Below are 20,786 nucleotides of genomic sequence, written 5' to 3' on the forward strand. Positions count from 1 at the left end.
GCGTCACCGTGCCGTGCTCCGTTCCCGTTCCCCGTGCAGCGCCCGTGCCGTCGTGGAGGTGGGGTGCACCCTGGTGACATCCGCCCGTTCCACGGCGGAGCGGGCGAGTTCGGCCGCGCGCCGCACCAACGCGGGGCCGTCCCAGTCGACCGGCCCACCGTGCCACAGGCGCAGCCGCCCGGCGACGAAGACGGCCGTGATCTGGTCCCGGTTGCCGCGGCGCACGAGCTCCCAGGGCAGGTCCCAGGAGAGGGCGAGTTCCGGGGTGTCGATGTCGACGAGGAGGAAGTCGGCCGCCATGCCCGTCGCGATGGTGCCGGTGCGGGCGCCGAGCCCGACGGCGTCGGCGCCGCCACTGGTCGCGTGCTCCAGCCAGGTCCATCCGGCCCCGCACGAGGAGTCTCCGTTGACCAGGCCGTAGGCCAGCCGCTGGGCGAACTCGGCGGCCTCCGCGAGCCGGAATCCGTCGCCGCGGGTGCCGTCCGTACCTAGTCCGAAGCGGATGCCCCGCTCGGCCATGGCGGTGGCGGGCGCGACCGCGTTGCCCTTCCAGGCGCTGGCCACGGGGTTGTAGCTGACGGCGGTGCCGGTGTCGGCGAGCAGGGTCAGCTCGCGCGGGGTGAGGAGCGTGGCGTGCGCGGCGAGCAACTGGGGGCCGAGGGCGCCGATCCGGTGCAGATGCTCCAGGGGCCGAGCCCCGTGCCGTACGAGGGAGCGTTCCACGCCGGCCAGATGCTCGTTGACGTGGATCTGCACGACGGCCCCGGCCTCCGCGGCCAGGCGGGCGGTCGCGCGCAGGGTCTCCTCGGTGGCCGCCTCGGGGATGGAGACGGCCAGGGAGGCGTGGACGAGCGGGTCGCCGTCGTAACGCGCGAGATGTTTCTCGGCCCTTTCCAGCACGGTCGGCCGGCCGTCACCGCCGCCGGTCTCGTCGGCGTCGTTGCAGACCAGGCCGAGTACGCAGCGGATCCCGGCGTCGCGCGCGGCCGAGGCGACCACGTCGACGTCCACGCCGGCGCGGGTGCCGGCGTCGGCGACGGTGGTGAACCCGCCGCGCAGCGCCTCCAGCGCGGCCAGCTTGGCCGCGGTGTACGCCGATTCCTCGTCCAGCGCGCCCTCCAGCGGCACCCAGACCCGGCGGAAGATCTCCGACGGCTCGCCGAAGGCGAGGGCGGCGCCGAAACTCTGCGTCAGGTGGTGGTGGGCGTCGACGAAGCCGGGCATCAGCAGCCGGCCGGGCAACCGTACGGGCCGCAGCCCGGGTCGGGCGCGCCGTACCTCCTCCACGGGTCCGACGGCCTCGAAGCGGCCGTCGCGGACCACCACGGCCCAGCCGTCGACGGGCCCTTCGGGGAGCAGGACCTTGTCCGGCTCGAGGAGTAGCGGGCCGGGGGAGGCGAGGAGATCGCGTTCGGAACGGTTCATCGGTCGCTTTCTGTGCGTGCCGTGGTCAGACGGGCGGCGACACCCGGCCGGACGTGGTGGAAGAGGATGTTGAGGACGGCGGCGACGAACGCGCCGACGGCGACGCCGCTTTCCAGGAGGATGCGGACGTTCGGCGGGAAGTGGCCGTACACACCGGGAACGAGGATCGGCAGCAGCCCCAGCGCCAGGGCGACGGCGCAGATGAACGTGCTGGTGTGCTTGTCGAGGTCGGAGCGGCCCAGCATCTGGATGCCGAGCACGGTGATGACGGCGAAGACGACCATGGCGGTGCCGCCGACGACCGCGGACGGGATCACGCTGATCGCGCGGCTCACGGGCGCGAGGAATCCGATCACGATGAGGACGGCTCCGGCCGCGGCGGTGACGAACCGGCTGCGGACGCCGGTGACGCGGACGATGCCGATGTTCTCCCCGCTGGTGACCATGAGCGGCAGGCCGAAGCATCCGCCCAGGAGGGAGGTGAGGGCATCACCGCGGACGGTCTTCGGTACGTCGGTCCGCGCGTCGATGTCCTTGCCGACGGCCTCGGCGTTGATGACGGTCTGTCCGGTGGCCTCGGCCATCGAGGCCAGGCTGTACAGCATCAGGGGCAGCGCGGCGACGAGATTGAACACGGGCGAACCGAAGGGCATCGGCTCCGGCAGGCTGAGGAGTTCGCCATCGCCGGCACCGCCGGCGTCGATCGCGCCGAGCACACCGGCGAGGGCGGTGCCGGCGAGCAGGCCCATCATCACGGCGAGTTGGCGCATGATGCCGGTGAAGACCAGATAAAAGGCGACGGTGAACCCGATCGTCGCCAGGCCGAGTCCGAGATCGGCGGGGTCGGCGAAGCCAGGCGTGCCGGGTTGTCCGGTGACGAGCACCGCGCCGACCTTCACCAGGTTGACGCCCACGATGACGATCATGGTGCCGATGACGAGGGCGGGGAAGAACCTCAGCAACCGCGAGAAGACCGGCAGTACGACGAAGTAGAACGCCGCCGTGAGGATCACCGCGCCGGTGGCGGTACGCAACCCGTGCTGGTCGGCGATCGAGAGGAACAGGATGAGCGGCGCCCCGCCCGGCAGCATGACGAAAGGCAGTCGTGGCCCGAACTTCCAGGGCCCCAGAGACTGGATCAGCGATCCGACGCCGGACAGCACGAAGGCGGCGGAGAGCAGTTCCACGGTCAGTTCGGCACCGAGCCCGAGGGTGGCGCTCATCAGGAACATCGCCGAGATGGGGGTGGCGGCCATGACGAGGACGTGCTGGACGCCGAAAAGCATGATCCGCAGCAGCGGACGCGACTCGTCCACGGGGTGAGGCGCCGGCCGGTCGCCGGTGACGGCGGAGGAGGTACCGGCGGTGGCGGCACCGGTGGCGTCGGTATCGGCCTGCTCACCGGCCGGGTGGGCGGCCGCTGTTCGACCGGGTGCGGGCCGTTGGCCGGCTTCGAGCCGGCTCTTGCGGGGATGGGACACGTTCGGGCTCCGTTCGGGCATACGGGCACGCTCGGGTTTCAGCCGCGATCCGGCCCTGGACGGAGAGCCAAATCGATTTGGCCAAATCGATTTGGCCGTCAGTATGGGAGGCGGCCGGGTCGTCGTCAAGGGGTGCCGGAGCCGACGAGGTGCTACCCCTCCCGGGGCACGCCCGACGTGGTCAGTACGCCCCGGCGGGCCTGCCGCCTGGCACAGGGCACTTGCTCCATTGCTGTCGTACTTACTGGCCAGAACGGTCTGCCAGCCCCCTCGTAGGCGCTCTGGGCGTGTGAATTCGCTGGGCGGCAGAGGGGCCGGTGCGGGAAGCTGCATGCGTGATCGAGCGAGAGGCCGCCGTTCGGGCTGTCGAGGACCAGTTGGAGCGCGACTACCAGCAGTGGCGGGCCGCGGGTGCGGACGCACTGCGGATGGCGGTGGTCGACGTCGAGGAGCACGAGCTGGTGTGGATCGTCTCCTGGACCTCCGAGAGGTTCGTACGCACGCGGAACCCGGAGTTCATGCTGGGTGGCAACGGGCCTTACCTGGTCGACCGTGTCGACGGGGGACTGCACCGGGTCGGCGTCGTCTCCGCGGTGACCGGGGAGTGGGAGGCCGACTATCGGGCCCGGATACGTGGGCTGCCGGTGCGCACCGCAGTAGACGATCTGCACGACGCGTTGTGCGAAGTCACCGCTGCGCGCGGACGCGTGCACGCCGTGCGGACACTGCGCCGGAGGCTGCCGATGTTCTCGCCCGCGGAGGCCATCGAATACGTGAGCGCATTGCTGGACGGTGCCGCGCCCGCGCGTCTCGTGGCCGTCGCCACCGAAGCACTCGTGGAGCCTCTCAACCCGGTACTTGCCGTGGAGACGGTTCTGGGCGGGGCGGAGACCCGAGCGGGTCACAGACCCGAGGGGCGACGGGAAAGCCAGTCGGTATGCCGGTCGCGCGCCCCGGTCCCGTCTCGCTCGACGAACACGCTCCCGGCCACAGCTCAGGAGGGCGCCGCCTGGGGCTCGAAACGGCGCCCAGGCTCCCCTCGACCAGAGCCCGGTCGAGTACGTCCCGCGCCGTCCGGCGAGACGACCGCCGGTGAACCGGGTCAGCGCAGCGCCCGCGGGCCGAGGACCGCGAGAAGGCGCAGCCTGTCGTGGCTCTCGCTGCCCGGGACCGCGGTGTAGACCACTAGGCGGTGCGACTGCTCCGGGTCGAGGAGGGTCTGGCAGTTCAGCTCCAGGGCGCCGACCTCCGGGTGGACGAAGCGCTTCACGTGACTGGGGCGGACGCCGACCTCGTGCTGGTCCCACAGGCCGCGGAATTCGGCGCTCTGTGCGAGCAGCAGCTCGGCGTAGCGGGCGGCGCGGGAACCGGGGCCCCGCAGTGTGGCCACCTCGCGCAGGCCCGACGTGAACATCCGGGAGAGGAACGCGTGGTCCGCGGGCGCGTAGAGCTCGCGGGTGCCCGGGTCGGTGAACCACCGGTAGCCGATGCTGCGCGCCGGGCCGGTGTAGCGGGTCGTGTCGCCGGTGAGGGCGATGCCGAGCGGGGTCTGCCGAAGCGTCTCCCCGAGTTCGGTGACGACCTCCGCGGGCGTGTCGTCCAGCCGGTCGAGTACGCGCAGCAGGCCGGGGCTGATGTGCTCGCCGACGGTGCTCGCACTCCGGACGGGCGGCGCGTGCCCGGCGAGGCGGAACAGGTGGTCCCGCTCGTCGAGAGAGAGGTGCAGCCCCTGCGCGATCGAGGCGATCATCGGCTCGGACGGCTGCGGGCCGCGCTCGCGCTCCAGCCGGGAGTAGTAGTCGGTCGACATGTGGCACAGCTCGGCGACCTCCTCGCGGCGCAGCCCGCTGGTCCTGCGCCGCTGCCCGCGCGGGAGGCCGACGTCCTCGGGTTGCAGCAGCTCCCTGCGGCGCCGCAGGAACGCCGCGAGCCCGGCCCGGTCGATCTCCATACGTGGTCTCCCTCTCGTACCGATCCCTTCCCAGCGCGCGCACCTGTCTAGCGCGCGCACGTGCGCTGATCCACGGATCCCCGATCCCCCTCTCCGACGCTGCCGCCTCGCGGCGCTGGGCGCACGGCGGGCCCGATGCCGCGCGGTCCGCGCGGGTCGGCCGAGTCCCGGCCGCGCGTATCGGGGGATCGGTAGTCCCTGGATACGTCCGGACGTCGGGAGCACGGTGGGAGCAACGACATCGTCCGACACCGTCAGGGAGTGCCCCCATGCCACGCCAGGACTTCGACATCACCGTCCCCGACCTGACCGGGAAGCGCGCTGTCGTCACCGGTGCGAGCGACGGCATCGGGCTCGGCATCGCGCTGCGCCTGGCAGCCGCCGGCGCGGAGGTCGTCATGCCGGTCCGCAATCCGCGCAAGGGCGAAGAAGCGGCAGCCAGGATCCGTGAGCGGATCCCCGACGCGAACGTGTCGCTGCGCGCCCTCGACCTCTCCTCGCTCGCCTCCGTCGAGGAACTGGGCAAGACCCTGCTGGACGAAGACCGCCCCCTGCACATCCTCGTCAACAACGCCGGCGTCATGACCCCGCCCGACCGGCGGACGACGGCCGACGGCTTCGAACTGCAATTCGGCACCAATCACCTGGGCCACTTCGCCCTGGTCCACCACCTGCTGCCGCTGCTGCGCGCCGGTCGGGCCCGAGTGACGTCCCAGGTCAGCGTCGCGGCGAACCGCAACGCCATCAACTGGGACGACCTGAACTGGGAGCGTTCCTACAACGGCATGCGCGCCTACAGCCAGTCGAAGATCGCCTTCGGCCTCTTCGGCCTCGAACTCGACCGGCGCAGCAAGGCGGCAGGCTGGGGCATCACGAGCAATCTCTCCCACCCGGGAGTCGCACCGACGAGCCTCCTCGCGGCCCGCCCCGAGGTCGGCCGGGCCAAGGACACGCTGGGCGTACGCCTGATCCGCACCCTGTCCGCCCGCGGCGTCATCGTCGGAACGGTGCACACGGCACAGTTGCCCGCCCTCCACGCCGCCACTTCCCCCGAGGCCAAGGGCGGCGCGTTCTACGGTCCGAGCGGGCCCGGCCATCTGGGCGGCCCTCCGGCGGAGCAGAAGCCCTACAGCCGCCTGCGCGGCGTCGAGGACGCGCAGCGCATCTGGCGGATGTCCGAGGAACTCGTGGGTGTTCGCTCCTGACCGGTGGCCGGCGGGGGAGGAACGCCTGCCCAGGTCAGGACCGGACGGGCACGCGGCCACCCACCGGAACTGTGGCTTCCGTCATAGCGGACATGATCTTGGCCTGGTGATATCAGCAAGTGCTGGGTTTCCTCCTCCGTCTCCTGCCGTTCTGGGTCCGCGAGCCGCTGTTCATCGTGGTCGGGACCGTTCTCGGTGTACGGATCATGTATCTCGCCCTCCGCGATGACGACTGGGCCGCGGCCGGTCTCGCGGTGGTGTTCGTCGTGTTCACCGCGATACGCGTCCGCGCGGTGGTCCGCGCCCTTCGCGCACGCCGGAAACCGAGCCCGGCGGCCCACGCGGACGGAATCACGGCCGAGGCCGCCGTACCGCTCCAGGCCGAGGCCGCCGTACCGCCCCCGGCCGGGGCTCCGGTCCAGGCCCCGCCCCGGACCCAGGGGCAGGTCGCTCCCGGGACGCGCCCCGTCCCGGACGCCACGCGGAAGGAGCCCAACGTGTGGGGCCAGGCCGCCCTGGCCCTGGGCCTCTTCGCGGCGCTCGGGGTCGCGATGTGGGCGGCCCCGCAGGTGCTGCCCTCCGACGACGACACGCCGCGCGCCGTCTCGTGCCCGGGGGCGGAAGAGGAACTGCCGAAGGCGTACCGGGAGACGTCCGGGGCGGTGACCGGTGACGAGTTGTGCGAGGCGCTCAACCGGCCCGACCTGGCCCAGCTCCTGGGAACCCCGGGAGAGCTCGCGACCGCGACGTCCCGCAGCAGCAACACCGCACCCCTGACGGACGGCAAGGTCGCCCAGCCGGAGGCCGAGGTCACGTTCGACACGTACACGGTCCATGTCTCGGCCACCTACAACGACCTGTCGATCGCCCAGTACGTGAAGGTGCTGGAGATCGGTGGCGAGACGGACTACGAGCCGGCCCAGGTTCTCGGCCGGCCCGCGGTCTTCTCCTCGGACCACACCATGGAGATCACCATCGATCTCGGAAGCGGCGCATCCGGCGGACCGGTCGGACAAGGCCCCCTGGCCAGGACACTCTCGGTGGCCTTCGACCGGAAGGACCGGGGAGGCTACTACGACATCACCGTCTGGAGCACGACCGGAGGTTTCCCGGACGACAGCGTCCTTCTCGCCGTCGCCGAGAAGGTTCTCCCGACGATTCCCGGATCGGCTGCCTGAAACCGCCGAAGGGGCCCTGCCGTCCACGGACGGCAGGGCCCCTCGACGTTCCGTCCCGCTACTCGCAGGTGCGCGCGAACGAGCCGCGGGTCACGACGTCCGTCGAGGCGGCGGTCGTGTCCAGCCACACCGCCCGCTGCCCGGTGCCGAGCGACGGGGCCAGCTGGAAGCCGGACGAGCACGAGACCCGGGTGAACTCCGCGGTCCCGGCGACCACGTCGGCGACCGGCGCCGCCTGGACCTTGCCCAGGTAGCCGGACCAGCTGCCCGCGGCGCCCCAGGCGTCGTAGGTCGAGTAGGCGAAGTACTCGTCGTTGACCGAGAACTGGCCACCGTACGTGGAGCGCGGGTTGCCGAGCCGCTTCTTGGCGGACAGGTCGCCCGTGGGCGCGAACCAGAAGGAGTCGAAGCGCATCAGGAAGTTGCTGGTCTCCCGCCAGAAGACCCGGTCCGCCGTGAGCTGGATGTCCGACACCTCGCCGAAGAGGTAGGCCTGCATGCGGATCCGCTGGTGGGTGCCGGCGGCGATGTCGTACACGTTGACGTACTCGCCGGCGCCGTCGGTCCAGGCCACCTTGCCGTGCTTCATGGTCAGGCGGGCGGCGTCACCGGCCGCATCGGGCGTGAGGTTGACCGTCGAGCCGTCGCGGTCGCGGAGCATCACGTCGCTCCTGCCGTCCTTCTTGAGGATGTACGCGAGACGGCCGTCCTCGGTGGCGGGTTCCATCTCGTCACCGGGTCCGTCGACGAGCGCCTTGACCGCGCCCTGGCCCTTCGCGCCGGTCCGGTACACGCCGATGCCGTCGGCGGTGATGCGGGTGAAGACGATCCGGTCGTCGTCGAGGGACGGGTCGAGGAGGTAGGCGTCCTTCTCGGCGAGTTCGCGCTGCGGGTGCTTGCCGAACCGGCCCACGGTGATCCCGAACGCGGCACCGCCCGTGTTCCAGGCGACGGCGTCACCGTGGCCGATGGCGTACACGTCACCGTTGATCTGCGCCGCCTGTTCCTCGACGCCGCTGTAGACCTCGTAGGCGGGCAGCGCGTCCCGGCTCAGGACCTGGCCGTCCTGGGTGCCCGACCGCCGTTCCCAGCCCTCCGCGATTCCGTGGTCGTCGAAGGCCTTCGTGATGGCGGCGACGTCGGCCTCGGAGACCTTCATCGACTTGGCGGCCAGGAGGACCGCGTTGCGCATGTCGCTGAAGCCGGACAGGGGGGTCAGGTAGTTCTGCGCCGCGCGGTAGACGATGCGGTCGGCGAGCCGGGTGTCCAGTTCCTCGCGCATGTCCCACAAGGCACCCGAGACGATGGTGGAGTTGTAGTGGACGCCCCCGTTGTCGATGTCGAGGGTGGCGCGGACGTAGTCCTCGCCCGCCGTGCGTCCGTCGTTCATGTCACGCAGCGCGCATTCCGCGAGCGGCTTCGCGCCGTTGCACAGGTACTCGCCGACGAGGCCGGACGTCGGGTCGCTCATGGCGATGCCCTTGTCCGCGGTCTCCATGGCGTTGCCGAAGTAGTCGGATATCGCCTCGTTGAGGGCGCCCGACTGGTTGAGGTAGACCAGGCCGGCGCTGTGCTCCGTGACACCGTGCGTCATTTCGTGACCCACGACGTCCAGACCGACCGACAGCGGTACGCCGTCCATGTGTCCGTACACCATCTTGGTGCCGTCCCAGAAGGCGTTGGCGTAGTCCCTGCCCCCCGCGGAGACGTTGACGACGGAATGGATCGTGCCGCCCTTGCCGTCGATGCCGTCACGGCCGATCTCGTTCTTGAAGTACTCGTACACCTTGCCCGCGTTGACATGGGCGTCCACCGCGCCGGACGTGGTGGCCGCGCCGTCGAAACGGTCCGCGGGCGAGGACACCACCTCGACGTCCTCGGTGACCGGTCCGTTCGCGACGTCGAGGTAGTTCTTGCGGGCCGCGTCGTAGGTGCGGATCTGGCCCCCGGCCGTGTCGTACATGTCGCGGGAGGAGTCGACGAGCGTGTACGAGCCGTCGGTCTCCTTGTTCACGGCGATGCGTTCCTCGACGCCGTCCATTCTCACTCCGGTGCCCTCCGCGGGCACCGCGTCCGCGGCGTCGATGTTGTTGTACGACAGGGCGATCCCGCCGACGTGGGCGTCGACGAACACCTCCTGCCGCACGGGCGAACCGTCGGCCGCCGCGCCCCGCACGGTGAAGTGCCAGGCCAGACGTCCGCCGTCGGAGCCGGGCAGTACCGTCAGGCCGTGTGCCTCGGTTCTCGCGCCGTCGACGCCGGCGACGGTGCGGTCGAGGCTGTGCATCCGCTGCCGGGCGGTGGCCTCGGTCAACTTCGGGGTGGTGGACACCGTCAGTTCCGGGAAGAGGGTGCCCGTGGCAGAGGTGACCCGCTGTCTTCCGGCCCCGGCCGCCTCCGTTTGCACGGCGTACTCGGCCCCGAAGACCGGAACGCCCCGGTGCTTCTGCTGGAACCGCACCGACGACTGGTCGCCGGACTTCGTGGTCCGCTCGGTCGCCAGGTCTTCGGCCGGGACCAGGTAGGTGTCCTGGTGCTCCTTGAGGTGTGCGCGGGCCGCCTCGGCCGGTGTGCCCTTACGAGTGCCCTTGTCGAGCCCGTGCGTCATACGGGGCGCGACCCGGGCACCGGGGTCGTCCGGCTCCTCCGCCTGGGCCGGAGCGGTCAGCAGTACCGAGCCGGTCGCCGCCGCGACCACGCCTGCCGCCAGGATCCGACGGATCCGATGTGTCCTCACGAGGCCTCCACAGCACATGAGTTCGCGAGGGCGGCTGCCCTCGCGACTGATGAGGCAGATGTTTCGGCACGGAAGGTGGTGTGTACAAGAGACGGGGCATGGCGTAAAGGCGCCGAGGCGCAATCACGCCACAGGCCTCGGGGAGGAGTTACTCGAGCCAGCCCGACACCGCGGCGTACCAGCCCAGTTGGAACCGGGTCGCCGCACCCGCCTCCTCCATCAGCGCGCGGAGCCGCCGCTGCACGGTGCGGTGCCCTATGCGAAGCTGACGGGCGATCGCCGCGTCGGTGAGGCCCACGTGCAGCAGTGCCACGATCTGCCGGTCCAGCGGATCGAGCACCGTGCGCGGTTCGGCGGGCTCGGCACAGCCGTGATCCGGCTGCGGCCCTGGGCCGCCGTTCAGTTGCCAGCCCTTCGCGAAGTACTGCTCGAACAGGGCGGCAAGTGCCGTGAGCAGGCCGCTGCGGTGCACGACGAGCGCCACCGGCTCATCCACCTCGTCCCGTTCCGGGTCGAGCGGGAGCAGGGCGACGTCGTGGTCGGCGATCACGAGCTTCACGGGCAGCGCGTCGACGACGGTGATCCGCTCGCCCTGAGTGACGAGTTCGGCGAGCGACCGGGCTGCCTCCGGGTCCTCGAGCCAGGCGCGCGCCACCACGGACCGCAGGGTCACACCCCGCCGGACCGCCTCCAGTTCGATCTCGACGTTGTCCGAGTGGCTGATCACGACCGGCGAGTCCATCGCGGGGACCAGGGATCGGACCTCGTACCGGGCGTCGCGCTGCATGGCGACGAGACGGCGCCGGATCGCGGCCGCCCCCGTCAGCACCTCGACCGGCGCACCGGAGACGCGGCTCTGGGCCGCCCGGTGGCTCTCGGCCATCTCCGCGAGCAGGTGCTCGACCCGGTAGAGGGCCGCGCGGCGCGACTCGAGCACCGGCCCGAGGGCGAGGAGCGGGGGAGCGGCCTGGTACCGCAGGCCGTCGTCGTGACGCTCGGCGCTGGCCAGCCCTCGTTCCACAAGACCCCGCAGTGCATGTGTCACCGCTTCGATGTCCAGACCGGCTTCGCAGAGGGACGCCGCCCCGCTGCCGGGCTGCTCGACGAGCGACCGGTACACGGCCTCCTCCACGGCATCGAACCCCAGCGGTGCCAGCATGGCCGGGTCGGCCTGCTGCGATGTCCGCTCTCCCACGCCCGCCCCACTCTCCCGCGCTGCTCCGGTCGTCAGGGTAGCGAGGACATCGCCACAGGGACGGCGTGTCCGTCCACGCCCGGCGGTCCAGCAGCTCGGCGGGGAGCGCTGGACCACCAGCCCTCCGGGGCCGTAGAACCTCCATGTTTCTATACGATCTCGGCGTCGTCGAGCGTGGAGGGCGTGCGGACCGCGCACGGATCCCATGCCGCCAAAAGCGGCCACATCATGGAGGAATGACGCCCTGTCCGTGCACGGACCTTGACGTGGACCCGCGCCCTCCTCCAGCATCACGACAACCAAATCCTATTTGATTCCAGTGGGGCGCCCACCGTGAGCCGACGCAGCAGAACCACGACCGCGGCGGTCACCGCGGCCCGCCTGGCCGCAACCGTCGAGGAGGCCGGGCCCGGCGAGTGGTGGACCGCGATCGACGGACTCCGCCGCCGGCGACAGACCCTCGGGAACGCGTGATGAGCGACCACGCCCCGGCCCGCGTCACGGGTCTCGACGTCATCGACATCCGGTTCCCCACCTCCCGGCAGTCGGACGGCTCCGACGCCATGAACCCCGACCCGGACTACTCGGCCGCCTACGTCGTCCTGCGGACCGACGCCCGCGACGGCGCGGGCGGGCCGCTCGAAGGACACGCCTTCACCTTCACCATCGGCCGCGGCAACGACGTCCAGGCGGCGGCCATCGGCGCGCTGCGCGACCACGTCGTCGGCCTGCCCGTGGACGCCGTCTGCGCCGACCCGGGCACGGTGAGCCGCGCCCTGAACGGCGACAGTCAGCTGCGCTGGCTCGGCCCCGAGAAGGGCGTGATGCACATGGCGGTCGGCGCCGTCGTCAACGCGGTGTGGGACATGGCGGCCAGACGCGCCGGCAAGCCGGTCTGGAAACTCCTCGCCGACGCGGAACCCGAGTGGCTCGCCGATCAGGTGGACTACCGGTACATCGAGGACGCGCTCAGCCGCGACGACGCCCTGAAGCTGCTGCGCGAGGGCAAGGAGGGCGCCTTCGCCCGCGAGGCCCTGCTGCTGGAGCGCGGGTACCCCGGCTACACCACCTCTCCCGGGTGGCTCGGGTACTCCGACGAGAAGCTGGTGCGGCTCGCCGAACAGGCGGTCGCGGACGGCTTCACACAGATCAAGCTGAAGGTCGGCGCGGACCTGGCCGACGACGTCCGCAGGCTGCGCGCGGCACGTGCGGCGGTCGGCGCGGACATCCGCATCGCGATCGACGCCAACCAGCGCTGGAACGTCGCCGAGGCCGTCGAGTGGACCAAGGCGCTCGCCGAGAGCGACCCGTACTGGATCGAGGAGCCCACCAGCCCCGACGACATCCTCGGCCACGCCACCGTCCGCCGGGGCGTCGCGCCGATCAAGGTCGCCACCGGCGAGCACGTGCCGAACCGCATCGTCTTCAAGCAACTCCTCCAGGCGGGGGCGATCGACGTACTGCAGATCGACGCGGCCCGCGTGGGCGGCGTGAACGAGAACCTCGCCGTCCTCCTCCTCGCCGCCAAGTACGGCGTCCCCGTCTGCCCGCACGCGGGCGGCGTCGGACTGTGCGAACTCGTGCGGCACCTCTCGATGTTCGACTTCGTGGCCCTCTCGGGGACCACCGAGGACCGGGTGATCGAATACGTCGACCACCTGCACGAGCACTTCGAGGACCCGGTCGTCATGGCGAACGGCCACTACACGGCCCCCACCGCACCCGGCTTCTCGTCCCGCATGCACGCCGCTTCCATCGCCGCCTACCGCTACCCCGACGGCGACTTCTGGGCAGCCGACCGCGCCGCCGCCGAGCAGGAGAAGGGCAGCCACGCATGAGTGAACTGACCGGCCTCAAGGCCCTGGTGACCGGAGGAGCCTCGGGCATCGGCAGGGCCACCGCGGAACTGCTGGCCGCACGCGGCGCCGAAGTCGCCGTCCTGGACCGCGACCCCTCCTGTGTCGACCGGCCCCTGCGCGCCCACCTCGCCGACGTGTCGGACGACGCCTCCGTACGGTCCGCCGTCGCCGCCGCGACCGACGACCTCGGCGGTCTCGACATCCTGGTCAACAACGCCGGCATCGGCGCCGCCGGCACCGTCGAGGACAACGACGACACGGAATGGCACCGGGTACTCGACGTCAACGTCCTGGGCATCGTCCGCACCACCCGGGCGGCACTGCCCCTGCTGCGCGCCTCCGACAGCCCGGCGATCGTCAACACGTGCTCCATCGCGGCCACCGCCGGCCTCCCCCAGCGCGCCCTGTACAGCGCGAGCAAGGGAGCCGTGCAGGCCCTCACTCTCGCCATGGCCGCCGACCACGTCCGCGAGGGCATCCGCGTCAACTGCGTGAACCCGGGCACCGCCGACACCCCTTGGGTCGGCCGGCTCCTGGACCGCGCACCCGACCCGGCGGCGGAACGGGCGGCGCTGAACGCGCGGCAGCCGATGGGCCGCCTGGTCACCGCCGAGGAGGTCGCCGCGGCCATCGTGTACCTGGCGAGCCCGGCCGCGGCGAGCGTCACGGGGACCGCCCTCGCGGTGGACGGCGGGATGCAGGGACTGCGGCTGCGCCCGAAGGGACAGTGATGGCCACCGACGGCCACGGCACGCCCCGCGAGCAACTGCCGCTGCGCACCCTCGGCCGCAGCGGTGTCCCCGTCACGGCCCTCGGCTTCGGCGCCGCCGCCATCGCCGGTCTCTACGAGGAGGTGGGGGAGGACGGCGCGGCGGCCACGGTCGAGGCGGCCTGGGCCGCCGGCATCCGCTACTTCGACACCGCCCCGCACTACGGTCTGGGCCTGTCGGAAAGACGGCTGGGCGCGGCCCTGCGGGGAAAACCCCGGGACGCCTACACCCTGTCCACCAAGGTGGGCCGCCTGCTCGAACCGCACGACGGCGGGGGAGACGACCTGGCCCACGGTTTCGCCGTGCCGGCCACCCACCGGCGCAGGTGGGACTTCAGCGCCGACGGCGTACGCCGCTCGCTGGACGACAGCCTCACCAGGCTCGGACTCGACCGCGTGGACCTGGTCCTCCTCCACGACCCCGACGACCACGCGGAGCAGGTCTTCGCCCAGGCGTACCCAGCCCTGGAGGAAATGCGTTCACAAGGTGTCGTACGCGCCATCGGCGCCGGAATGAACCAGAGCCGGATGCTGACCCGTTTCGTCACCGACACGGACGTCGACGCGGTGCTCTGCGCCGGGCGCTACACCCTGTTGGAGCAGGGCGCGCTGGAGGAGTTGCTGCCGGCCGCCGAGGCCGCGGGCAAGAGCGTCATCGTCGGTGGTGTCCTCAACTCGGGGCTGCTGGCCGACCCGGGGCCCGGAGCCAGGTACGACTACGCGGCGGCCCCCGAGCACCTGCTGCGCAGGGCCGTGCGGATGCGGGATGTGACACGGGCACACGGAGTCGAGCTGCGGGCCGCCGCCGTCCGCTTCCCCCTCGGGCACCCGGCGGTCGCCTCGGTCCTCGTCGGCGCGCGGTCGGCCGCCCAGGTCCAGGACACGGCCGAGCGGTACCACCGGCCGATTCCCGGCGCGCTGTGGAGCGCCCTGCGGGAGCGGGAACTGCTCCGGGCCGACGCGCCCGTCCCGGAAGGACACCCCGCTTGACCGCCGCCTTCATCGACGCCCACCACCACCTGTGGGACCTCGCCGCGCGCGACCAGAGATGGACCCGCGCTCCCGGCCTCGCGCCGTTGCGGCGCTCCTTCGTCCTCGCCGACCTGGAGACCGAGACACGGGCGGCCGGAGTCACGGCCACCGTACTGGTGGAGACGGTCAACATCGCCGACGAGACACCGGAGTTGCTGGCCCTCGCCGAGGCGGGCGGTCCGGTCGGCGCGGCCGTGGGCTGGACCGATCTGACGGCGCCGGACGTGCCCGACGCGCTGGAGGCACTGCGGGCCCTGCCCGGCGGCGGCTTCCTGCGCGGCATACGTCACCAGGTCCAGGGAGAGCCCGACCCCGACTGGCTGACCCGGCCGGACGTCCTGCGCGGCCTGCGCGCCATCGCCGCCGCCGGGCTCGTCTACGACCTGGTCGTGCTGCCGCACCAACTGCCCGCGGCGACGCGGGCGGCCACCGCCGTACCAGGACTCACTTTCGTCCTGGACCACCTCGGCAAGCCACCCATCGCCTCGGGCGCGCTCGATCCGTGGGCGAGGCGACTGCGGGACCTGGCCGCCCGGCCGAACACGGTGTGCAAACTCTCCGGCATGGTCACCGAGGCCGACCGGACGTCGTGGACGGTCGACGACCTGCGCCCGTACGCCGACACCGTGATCGAGGCCTTCGGGCCACGCCGGCTGATGTTCGGCTCGGACTGGCCGGTGTGCACGCTCGCCGCCGGCTACGGCGGCGTCGTGCGCTCCGCCCGTGAACTCACGGCCTCCCTCACCGAGGCCGAGCGGGCCGAGGTGTGGTCGGGTACCGCCCGGCGCGTGTACCGGATGACCGGGAGCGGGACGCACACCGGGTGACCGGCGCGCGCCGCGTCAGCTCCGGTCACTGCCCCCGAACCGGGACAGCTGGCGCTCCAGACTCCGCGTGAGGTGCTCGGCCATCGCCTCGGCGGCACGCTCGGGCCGGCGGCGCAGTATCGCCCGCACCACGCGTTGGTGCTCGTCCAGGGTGGGGGCACCGGCGTCCTGGACCGCGCTCAGCCGGAAGATGTGCAGATGGGAGTGGAGCCGCTCCACCGCGTCCGCGAGCAGCGGCCGGTGCGCGGCTTCCGCGACGGCGTCGTGGAAACGCTGGTCGAGGGCCGCGAAGTCCCGGTAGGCGGCGTACGGCCCGCCGGGACCGGGGTGGGCCTGCATGGCCTCCAGCGTCGCCTCGATGCCGTCGAGCTGCCGCTCGTCGGCGTGGTGGGCGGCGAGGGCGGCCGCGCGCGGTTCCAGGAGCAGTCGCATCTCGAACAGCTCTGCCACGCCCCGCCGGGTCAGCAGTTCGGTCGCCCGGTACCCGGCCAGGGACCGTTTGACGACGAGGCCGTCGGACTCCAGCCGGGCCAGAGCCTCGCGCACGGGCGTCGGCGACACGCCCAGCGCACGGGCCAGCGCCTCGATGCCGACGCGTGCCCCCGGAGCGATCTCGTGGTCCATGACCATGGCCTTGATGTCCTCGTAGACACTGTCGGACAGGACCTGCCGGACCGGCCGCGCTGACGGCTCACCCGCACCGCCCTCGGCGCCGGTGGCATCCGGATCGTGTGCCGGCATCCTTCTCCCTGCCTTCGATGGGCTGCGGCCACCGGCAGTCTAGTGCTGTGACCGGGGGGTTCCCGGGGACGGCGGGACCGCGGAGCAGCGGGACGCCGAGGACCGTTTCCGCACACGGCAGTGGCTGGCGCGAGCCGCTCACGGGCAACGTGAACCTCGGCCCGGCGCCCGCGCCTGATCCGACGCCGAGCCGTTTCGACCCCGCCCGGCCACCGCCGGATGAGCGGACCGGACACCGGCCCGCCGAACGGGCCCGGCCCGGGACGGACGCACGAGGGCCTCCGTCCCGGAGCCGGCCCCGGCTACAGCCGCCGGTAATAGACGGTGACCGGGAGCGGGGTGCATCCGAGGGCCTCGTACAGGGCCCTGGCAGGAGCGTGGAAGGGATCGCCTCCGGTGCCGATCTCCACCACCTCCGCCCCAAGGGCCCGCATCTCCTGGAAGGCGTGCTCGCACAGCGCAGTGCCGACACGGTTGCGGCGGTGCCGTGCGCGGACGGCGAGGAGAGTGATGCTGCCGTTCCTGCGCTCAGGTGCGACGGTCCACGCCACGTAGCCCGCGAGACCGTCCTCGGCCTCGGCGACGGCGACGTGGGCGTGCCGCTCGGGTGCGTGGAGCCCGGCGACCTGCCGGCGGTAGTCCTCGCGCCAGTCGCCGTGCTGGTTGGCGAAGACCACCTCACCCACCAGGGGGCGGAAGGACTCCTCGTAGAACGGGCGGAAGGTGTCGATGGTGAGTTCGGTGAGCGGCACCAGATCGTGCCGATGGAATGCGCGGATGAGCATGGGAGTGCGCCTTTCGGGCTGAGGGCTCGAGGCCCGGGCAGAACAGGGACTTCTGCCGGCCCGCTCGCGGCCGATGGGATCGGCGGTGAGCAGGGCCCTCAGTGACGCGTGCGCTCAGCGGCAAGACACTCCATGACTCCATGGTAGCCCGCGGAGGGGCGGGGCCGACGGCCGAAGGACCGCCGGCGAACCGGGACCGAAGGACGCCAGGAACGGAACGTCACGGATAGATCTTTTCTCCGTTCGCCAGCATGGTGACGAACTTCTCGATCCGCTTGGCGCGTGTTTCGGGCTTCTTGGCGCTCTGCACGCGATACAGAATCGCGTACCGGTTCCTGCTGTTCAGGGTCGCGAAGAACTCCGCTGCCGCGGGATCTTCCAGCAGGGCCTCCTGCAGGTCGTCCGGGACGGTCATCCTGCTCTGCGAGGCGTAGGCCGCCTCCCACCGTCCGTCGGCCTTGGCCGCGTCCACCTCCCGCCGGCCCGCCGGCCGGACACGACCCTCCGCGGCCAGCCGTTCGGCCCGTTCCCGGTTCACCTGGGACCAGGGGCTCTTCCTGGACCGTGGCGTGAAACGCTGCCGCCAGTACAGATCGTCGACCTTGTCGCGCTGACTGTCGATCCACCCGAAGCAGACGGCGACGTCGAGGGCTTCGGCGTAGGTGATGCTCGGGATGCCGCTGGCCTTCTTCGCGATCTTCACCCACACCCCGGCCGCACTCTCGTGATTCTCCTCCAGCCACTGCTCCCACTGGACTTGATCCTCGAAGGAGATGATTGGCTCACTCATGGCCCGATCCAATCAGAACCGGGTGGCACGCGGGTCCTTCTCGGCGACCCGCGAGGCGCGCGCCCGCACCAGGACGCCCTGCTCCCTCCCCCCAGCGGCGCCCCCGTGGACCGCGACGGCGAGGCGGGTACCGGAACGTTCGCCGCACCCGCCGCTCAAGAGCATGTGATCATGAGGTCCATGGAATCCGGGCAGATCATCTTCCTCAACGGCACTTCCAGCTCCGGGAAGTCGAGCATCGCCCGGGAACTGCTCGACATCCTGGACGAAGGTGTCTACTTCCACCTGGCAGTGGACAGCTTCAACGCGATGCGCACCAAACGGGCCCTCGACCCCGACGAGCTCGACGCCGCCCTACGGCGTACCAGGAAGGGCTTTCACCGCTCGATCGCGGCCATGGCCGAGGTGGGCAACAACATCGTGGTCGACCATGTCCTGAGCGAACCCTGGCGCCTGCTCGATTGCCTCACGGTGCTGCGGCCCGAGGACGTTCTGTTCGTCGGTGTCCGCTGCCCGCTCGATGAACTGGTCCGTCGCGAACTGGCCCGTGGCGACCGGCCCACGGGCCTCGCGGAGTACCAGTACGACCTGGTGCACGGGCACGAGGACTACGACCTGGAGTGCGACACCAGCACGGCGACTCCACGGGAATGCGCCGAGCGGATCAAGAAGTTCCTTCCACGTCGCCCCACCCCCACCGCCTTCACCCGCCTCCGCGAACGCCACCTGCCGAGCCGACGGCAGACGTGAGGACGCCGGCCCGAAAGCGCGCCTCAGCCGACCGTACGGCGGAAAACCTGCCGTGAACCCCCCTCGGGCCCCGGGTCGGCGGCCTCCCCGGGAACGAAGCCGAGGCGCTCGTAGAAGGCGCGGGCGCCGCTCACATGTGCTCCGGGGTGGTCGCTGCCGAAGGTGACCACCTCGATGGTGCCGGGGCCGCGCACCCACCGGCGCATCGCGTCGTCCATGAGCGCCCGGCCGACGCCCGTGCCACGCGCCTGATCGGACACGACCAGCCAGTGAACGTGATAGACCGGCGCCGTCGCACCGAACAGCATGCCGCCGAGAAGAGGCGAGCCGGCGGAGGCGGCCACGAGAGCCTCCGACCGGACGATGTGGTCCCGCACCGCCGCGTGGAAGCCGGCCTCACCGACCATCGGGCCGAACCAGTGCTCGACCTGCGCCGCCAACGCGAGGAAGCCGGGGAGGTCTTGGGTCTCGGCGAGTCTGACGTTCATCCGCACAGTCTCGCAGACCGGCTCAGGCTCCGGACGACGGCGGGCCGCCGTGAAGCCCGCCGCCGGACCGCCCCGGACAGTCGGTAGCATCGGCAGCCGTGGCGAACGATCGGACGGACTCGGCCTGGGGGACCTTCCTCGAACTAGGCCGGCCGGCAGAGGGCCCGATGCACGTCAGGCTGACCCGCGCGCTGCGCGCAGCCGTGACCGGCGGGCGTATCGCCTCCGGCAGCGCCCTGCCGCCGAGCAGGACTCTCGCGGCGGACCTGGGCTGCTCGCGATGGGTCGTGACGGAGGCGTACGCGCAGCTCGTCGCCGAGGGGTATCTGGAGGCGCGCAGCGGCTCGGCCACCAGGGTCCGGGCGCAGGCCGTCCCGGTACCGGCAACGAGCCCTGCCGATGCCGGTACGCGGTGGGAGCCGGAGTTCGACATGCTTCCCGGCGTGCCCGACCTGCGGGCGTTTCCCCGCAGACAGTGGGCGGAGGCCGTACGGGAAGCCACCGGTGCACTGACGTGGGGCGAGCTCGGATACCCCGACGCGGCCGGACTCGCCCGGCTCCGGCAACGGCTCGCGGCGTACCTCGTGCGGGGCCGCGGCGCGTCGCTGGACGCCCGGCAACTCGTCGTCTGCGGCGGCACGCTGGACGCTGTGCTCAGAGTGTGCCGCGTCCTGCGTGCCGATGGGCACTCCCATGTGGCCGTGGAAGACCCTGGGTGGTCGCGGCTGGGCGCCACGGTCAGGGCGGCGGGTCTGGTGCCCGTCCCGGTTCCCGTGGACGGCGACGGCCTGCGGGTGGACCTGCTGCGGCACGCGCCGCAGGTCCGGTCGGTGATCGTCGCTCCCGCCCACCAGTTCCCGACCGGTGTGGTCCTCGCCCCGGCCCGCCGCGCCGATCTGGTCGCCTGGGCCCGTGAGGTCGACGGCCTGGTGCTGGAGGACGACTACGACGCCGAGTTCCGCTACGACCGCCACCCCGTGGGCGCCGTCCAGGGCATGGCCCCGGAGCACGTCGTACTGATGGGATCGGTCAGCAAGACCCTCTCACCGGCGCTGCGGATCGGCTGGGCGGTGGCGCCGCCGCGCTGGGCCGCCGCCCTGGCCGCGGAGCACGTCGGAGGCATGCCACCACCCGTCATCGACCAGGAGGCGTTCGCCCGGTTCCTGGACCGCGGTGCCTACGACCGGCACCTGAGGGCATCCCGGCTGCGCTACAAGCGGCGCCGCGACCACCTCCTGGGCGAACTCGCGGCGTCACTGCCCGGGTTCCGGGTGTCCGGTGCGGCGGCGGGTTTCCATCTGCTGCTGTCCCTGACGGACTGCTCGGCGCCCGCCGTCGTCGAGGAGGCGGCCCGGCACGACGTGCGGCTGGCGGACCTCGACGACTACCGCATGGTGCGGGCCGGGGACGGCGCCGGCCCGGAGCTGGTCCTCGGTTACGGCAACCTGGCCGACCAGGCCGTGCCCGGCGCCGTCAGACGCCTGGCACGGGCCGTCGACGCAGCCCGGCTCCGTGACCGGCGAGCCTCCAAGGACGGGAGAGCCGGGGAACGGGCGGGCTGAAGGCCGGCGCG

Annotated in this window: 19 protein-coding genes; 10 read left to right on the forward strand and 9 right to left on the reverse strand. The window is 71.8% G+C overall.

From position 1 onward, the window contains the following. Positions 1-3: 3 nt before the first annotated feature. Together ACLIN4_RS33725 and ACLIN4_RS33730 are read right to left on the reverse strand one after the other, a co-directional pair. Entirely contained in the window at positions 4-1,425 is a 1,422-nt protein-coding gene (locus tag ACLIN4_RS33725) for an amidohydrolase family protein (RefSeq protein ID WP_411576527.1), read from the reverse strand. Next, on the reverse strand, positions 1,422-2,711 hold the full coding sequence (locus ACLIN4_RS33730) for a uracil-xanthine permease family protein (RefSeq protein WP_411576800.1): 1,290 nt from the start codon (positions 2,709-2,711) through the stop codon (positions 1,422-1,424). Before ACLIN4_RS33730 ends, ACLIN4_RS33725 begins: the two co-directional genes overlap by 4 nt. A 530-nt stretch (positions 2,712-3,241) precedes the next feature. On the opposite strand from ACLIN4_RS33730, the gene ACLIN4_RS33735 reads away from it, so the two are divergent. Continuing rightward, positions 3,242-4,087, forward strand: coding sequence for a YrhB domain-containing protein (locus ACLIN4_RS33735; protein WP_411576528.1), 846 nt, complete (start codon positions 3,242-3,244; stop codon positions 4,085-4,087). On the opposite strand, the gene ACLIN4_RS33740 is transcribed toward ACLIN4_RS33735, so the two are convergent. Next, the gene (locus ACLIN4_RS33740) at positions 4,009-4,857 is read right to left on the reverse strand and encodes a helix-turn-helix transcriptional regulator (protein WP_100044329.1); all 849 of its coding nucleotides are present in this window, start codon (positions 4,855-4,857) and stop codon (positions 4,009-4,011) included. The genes ACLIN4_RS33735 and ACLIN4_RS33740 overlap by 79 nt on opposite strands. Before the next feature lie 269 nt (positions 4,858-5,126). Between ACLIN4_RS33740 and ACLIN4_RS33745 the strand changes: the two genes are divergently transcribed. Both ACLIN4_RS33745 and ACLIN4_RS33750 read left to right on the forward strand, forming a co-directional pair. Then, positions 5,127-6,062, forward strand: a complete 936-nt coding sequence (locus tag ACLIN4_RS33745) for an SDR family oxidoreductase (RefSeq protein ID WP_107476337.1) — start codon at positions 5,127-5,129, stop codon at positions 6,060-6,062. Positions 6,063-6,181: 119 nt separating this feature from the next. Continuing rightward, complete coding sequence (locus ACLIN4_RS33750) at positions 6,182-7,240, forward strand: DUF6215 domain-containing protein (RefSeq protein ID WP_289908289.1); 1,059 nt, start codon at positions 6,182-6,184, stop codon at positions 7,238-7,240. A 58-nt stretch (positions 7,241-7,298) separates the two neighbouring features. Here the strand turns inward: ACLIN4_RS33750 and ACLIN4_RS33755 are convergent, their stop codons facing one another. Continuing rightward, the gene (locus ACLIN4_RS33755) at positions 7,299-9,977 is read right to left on the reverse strand and encodes a M4 family metallopeptidase (RefSeq protein WP_411576529.1); all 2,679 of its coding nucleotides are present in this window, start codon (positions 9,975-9,977) and stop codon (positions 7,299-7,301) included. Positions 9,978-10,125: 148 nt separating this feature from the next. Then, positions 10,126-11,172, reverse strand: coding sequence for a helix-turn-helix domain-containing protein (locus ACLIN4_RS33760; protein ID WP_290012686.1), 1,047 nt, complete (start codon positions 11,170-11,172; stop codon positions 10,126-10,128). Positions 11,173-11,505: 333 nt separating this feature from the next. Between ACLIN4_RS33760 and ACLIN4_RS33765 the strand changes: the two genes are divergently transcribed. Genes ACLIN4_RS33765 through ACLIN4_RS33785 form a run of 5 tightly spaced genes read left to right on the forward strand, consistent with a single transcriptional unit; the run spans position 11,506 to position 15,659 of the window. Then, complete coding sequence (locus ACLIN4_RS33765) at positions 11,506-11,646, forward strand: hypothetical protein (RefSeq protein WP_179342260.1); 141 nt, start codon at positions 11,506-11,508, stop codon at positions 11,644-11,646. Beyond that, positions 11,646-13,010 (forward strand): enolase C-terminal domain-like protein, encoded by a 1,365-nt coding sequence (locus tag ACLIN4_RS33770; protein ID WP_307651621.1) that lies wholly within the window; start codon positions 11,646-11,648, stop codon positions 13,008-13,010. Before ACLIN4_RS33765 ends, ACLIN4_RS33770 begins: the two co-directional genes overlap by 1 nt. After that, positions 13,007-13,762: an SDR family NAD(P)-dependent oxidoreductase gene (locus ACLIN4_RS33775; protein WP_364911329.1), complete on the forward strand. Its 756-nt coding sequence runs from the start codon at positions 13,007-13,009 to the stop codon at positions 13,760-13,762. The genes ACLIN4_RS33770 and ACLIN4_RS33775 overlap by 4 nt, the downstream gene beginning before the upstream one ends. Further along, positions 13,762-14,790 carry an aldo/keto reductase gene (locus ACLIN4_RS33780; protein WP_179342261.1) on the forward strand — a complete coding sequence of 343 codons (1,029 nt, stop codon included), beginning with the start codon at positions 13,762-13,764 and terminating at the stop codon, positions 14,788-14,790. The genes ACLIN4_RS33775 and ACLIN4_RS33780 overlap by 1 nt, the downstream gene beginning before the upstream one ends. After that, positions 14,787-15,659, forward strand: coding sequence for an amidohydrolase family protein (locus tag ACLIN4_RS33785; protein ID WP_411576530.1), 873 nt, complete (start codon positions 14,787-14,789; stop codon positions 15,657-15,659). The genes ACLIN4_RS33780 and ACLIN4_RS33785 overlap by 4 nt, the downstream gene beginning before the upstream one ends. 15 nt (positions 15,660-15,674) lie before the next feature. On the opposite strand, the gene ACLIN4_RS33790 is transcribed toward ACLIN4_RS33785, so the two are convergent. The 3 genes from ACLIN4_RS33790 to ACLIN4_RS33800 all read right to left on the reverse strand — a co-directional run bounded on the left by ACLIN4_RS33790 (position 15,675) and on the right by ACLIN4_RS33800 (position 17,975). After that, positions 15,675-16,400 carry a GntR family transcriptional regulator gene (locus ACLIN4_RS33790; protein ID WP_411576531.1) on the reverse strand — a complete coding sequence of 242 codons (726 nt, stop codon included), beginning with the start codon at positions 16,398-16,400 and terminating at the stop codon, positions 15,675-15,677. A gap of 302 nt (positions 16,401-16,702) precedes the next feature. Further along, the gene (locus tag ACLIN4_RS33795) at positions 16,703-17,185 is read right to left on the reverse strand and encodes a GNAT family N-acetyltransferase (RefSeq protein WP_107476344.1); all 483 of its coding nucleotides are present in this window, start codon (positions 17,183-17,185) and stop codon (positions 16,703-16,705) included. Between the two features lie 220 nt (positions 17,186-17,405). Continuing rightward, positions 17,406-17,975, reverse strand: coding sequence for a YdeI/OmpD-associated family protein (locus tag ACLIN4_RS33800; protein WP_107476345.1), 570 nt, complete (start codon positions 17,973-17,975; stop codon positions 17,406-17,408). Between the two features lie 180 nt (positions 17,976-18,155). Here ACLIN4_RS33800 and ACLIN4_RS33805 point away from each other — a divergent pair, with 180 nt between their 5' ends. Next, entirely contained in the window at positions 18,156-18,725 is a 570-nt protein-coding gene (locus ACLIN4_RS33805) for a chloramphenicol phosphotransferase CPT family protein (protein WP_107476346.1), read from the forward strand. A 23-nt stretch (positions 18,726-18,748) separates the two neighbouring features. Here the strand turns inward: ACLIN4_RS33805 and ACLIN4_RS33810 are convergent, their stop codons facing one another. Further along, positions 18,749-19,213, reverse strand: a complete 465-nt coding sequence (locus tag ACLIN4_RS33810; protein ID WP_269960484.1) for a GNAT family N-acetyltransferase — start codon at positions 19,211-19,213, stop codon at positions 18,749-18,751. A 98-nt stretch (positions 19,214-19,311) separates the two neighbouring features. Here ACLIN4_RS33810 and ACLIN4_RS33815 point away from each other — a divergent pair, with 98 nt between their 5' ends. Then, on the forward strand, positions 19,312-20,775 hold the full coding sequence (locus tag ACLIN4_RS33815; protein WP_107476348.1) for a PLP-dependent aminotransferase family protein: 1,464 nt from the start codon (positions 19,312-19,314) through the stop codon (positions 20,773-20,775). The last annotated feature ends 11 nt before the right edge of the window (positions 20,776-20,786 follow it).

The sequence above is a fragment of the Streptomyces mutabilis genome, from assembly GCF_046628145.1.
GTDB lineage: Bacteria > Actinomycetota > Actinomycetes > Streptomycetales > Streptomycetaceae > Streptomyces > Streptomyces mutabilis.

Coding starts and splice junctions, on each gene's coding strand:
- ACLIN4_RS33780 (WP_179342261.1), top strand. CDS start 13,762: ATGGCCACCGACGGCCACGGCACGCCCCGCGAGCAACTGCCGCTGCGC.
- ACLIN4_RS33805 (WP_107476346.1), top strand. CDS start 18,156: ATGGAATCCGGGCAGATCATCTTCCTCAACGGCACTTCCAGCTCCGGG.
- ACLIN4_RS33775 (WP_364911329.1), top strand. CDS start 13,007: ATGAGTGAACTGACCGGCCTCAAGGCCCTGGTGACCGGAGGAGCCTCG.
- ACLIN4_RS33795 (WP_107476344.1), bottom strand. CDS start 17,185: ATGCTCATCCGCGCATTCCATCGGCACGATCTGGTGCCGCTCACCGAA.
- ACLIN4_RS33810 (WP_269960484.1), bottom strand. CDS start 19,213: ATGAACGTCAGACTCGCCGAGACCCAAGACCTCCCCGGCTTCCTCGCG.
- ACLIN4_RS33770 (WP_307651621.1), top strand. CDS start 11,646: ATGAGCGACCACGCCCCGGCCCGCGTCACGGGTCTCGACGTCATCGAC.
- ACLIN4_RS33740 (WP_100044329.1), bottom strand. CDS start 4,857: ATGGAGATCGACCGGGCCGGGCTCGCGGCGTTCCTGCGGCGCCGCAGG.
- ACLIN4_RS33800 (WP_107476345.1), bottom strand. CDS start 17,975: ATGAGTGAGCCAATCATCTCCTTCGAGGATCAAGTCCAGTGGGAGCAG.
- ACLIN4_RS33745 (WP_107476337.1), top strand. CDS start 5,127: ATGCCACGCCAGGACTTCGACATCACCGTCCCCGACCTGACCGGGAAG.
- ACLIN4_RS33790 (WP_411576531.1), bottom strand. CDS start 16,400: ATGCCGGCACACGATCCGGATGCCACCGGCGCCGAGGGCGGTGCGGGT.
- ACLIN4_RS33730 (WP_411576800.1), bottom strand. CDS start 2,711: ATGCTTTTCGGCGTCCAGCACGTCCTCGTCATGGCCGCCACCCCCATC.
- ACLIN4_RS33725 (WP_411576527.1), bottom strand. CDS start 1,425: ATGAACCGTTCCGAACGCGATCTCCTCGCCTCCCCCGGCCCGCTACTC.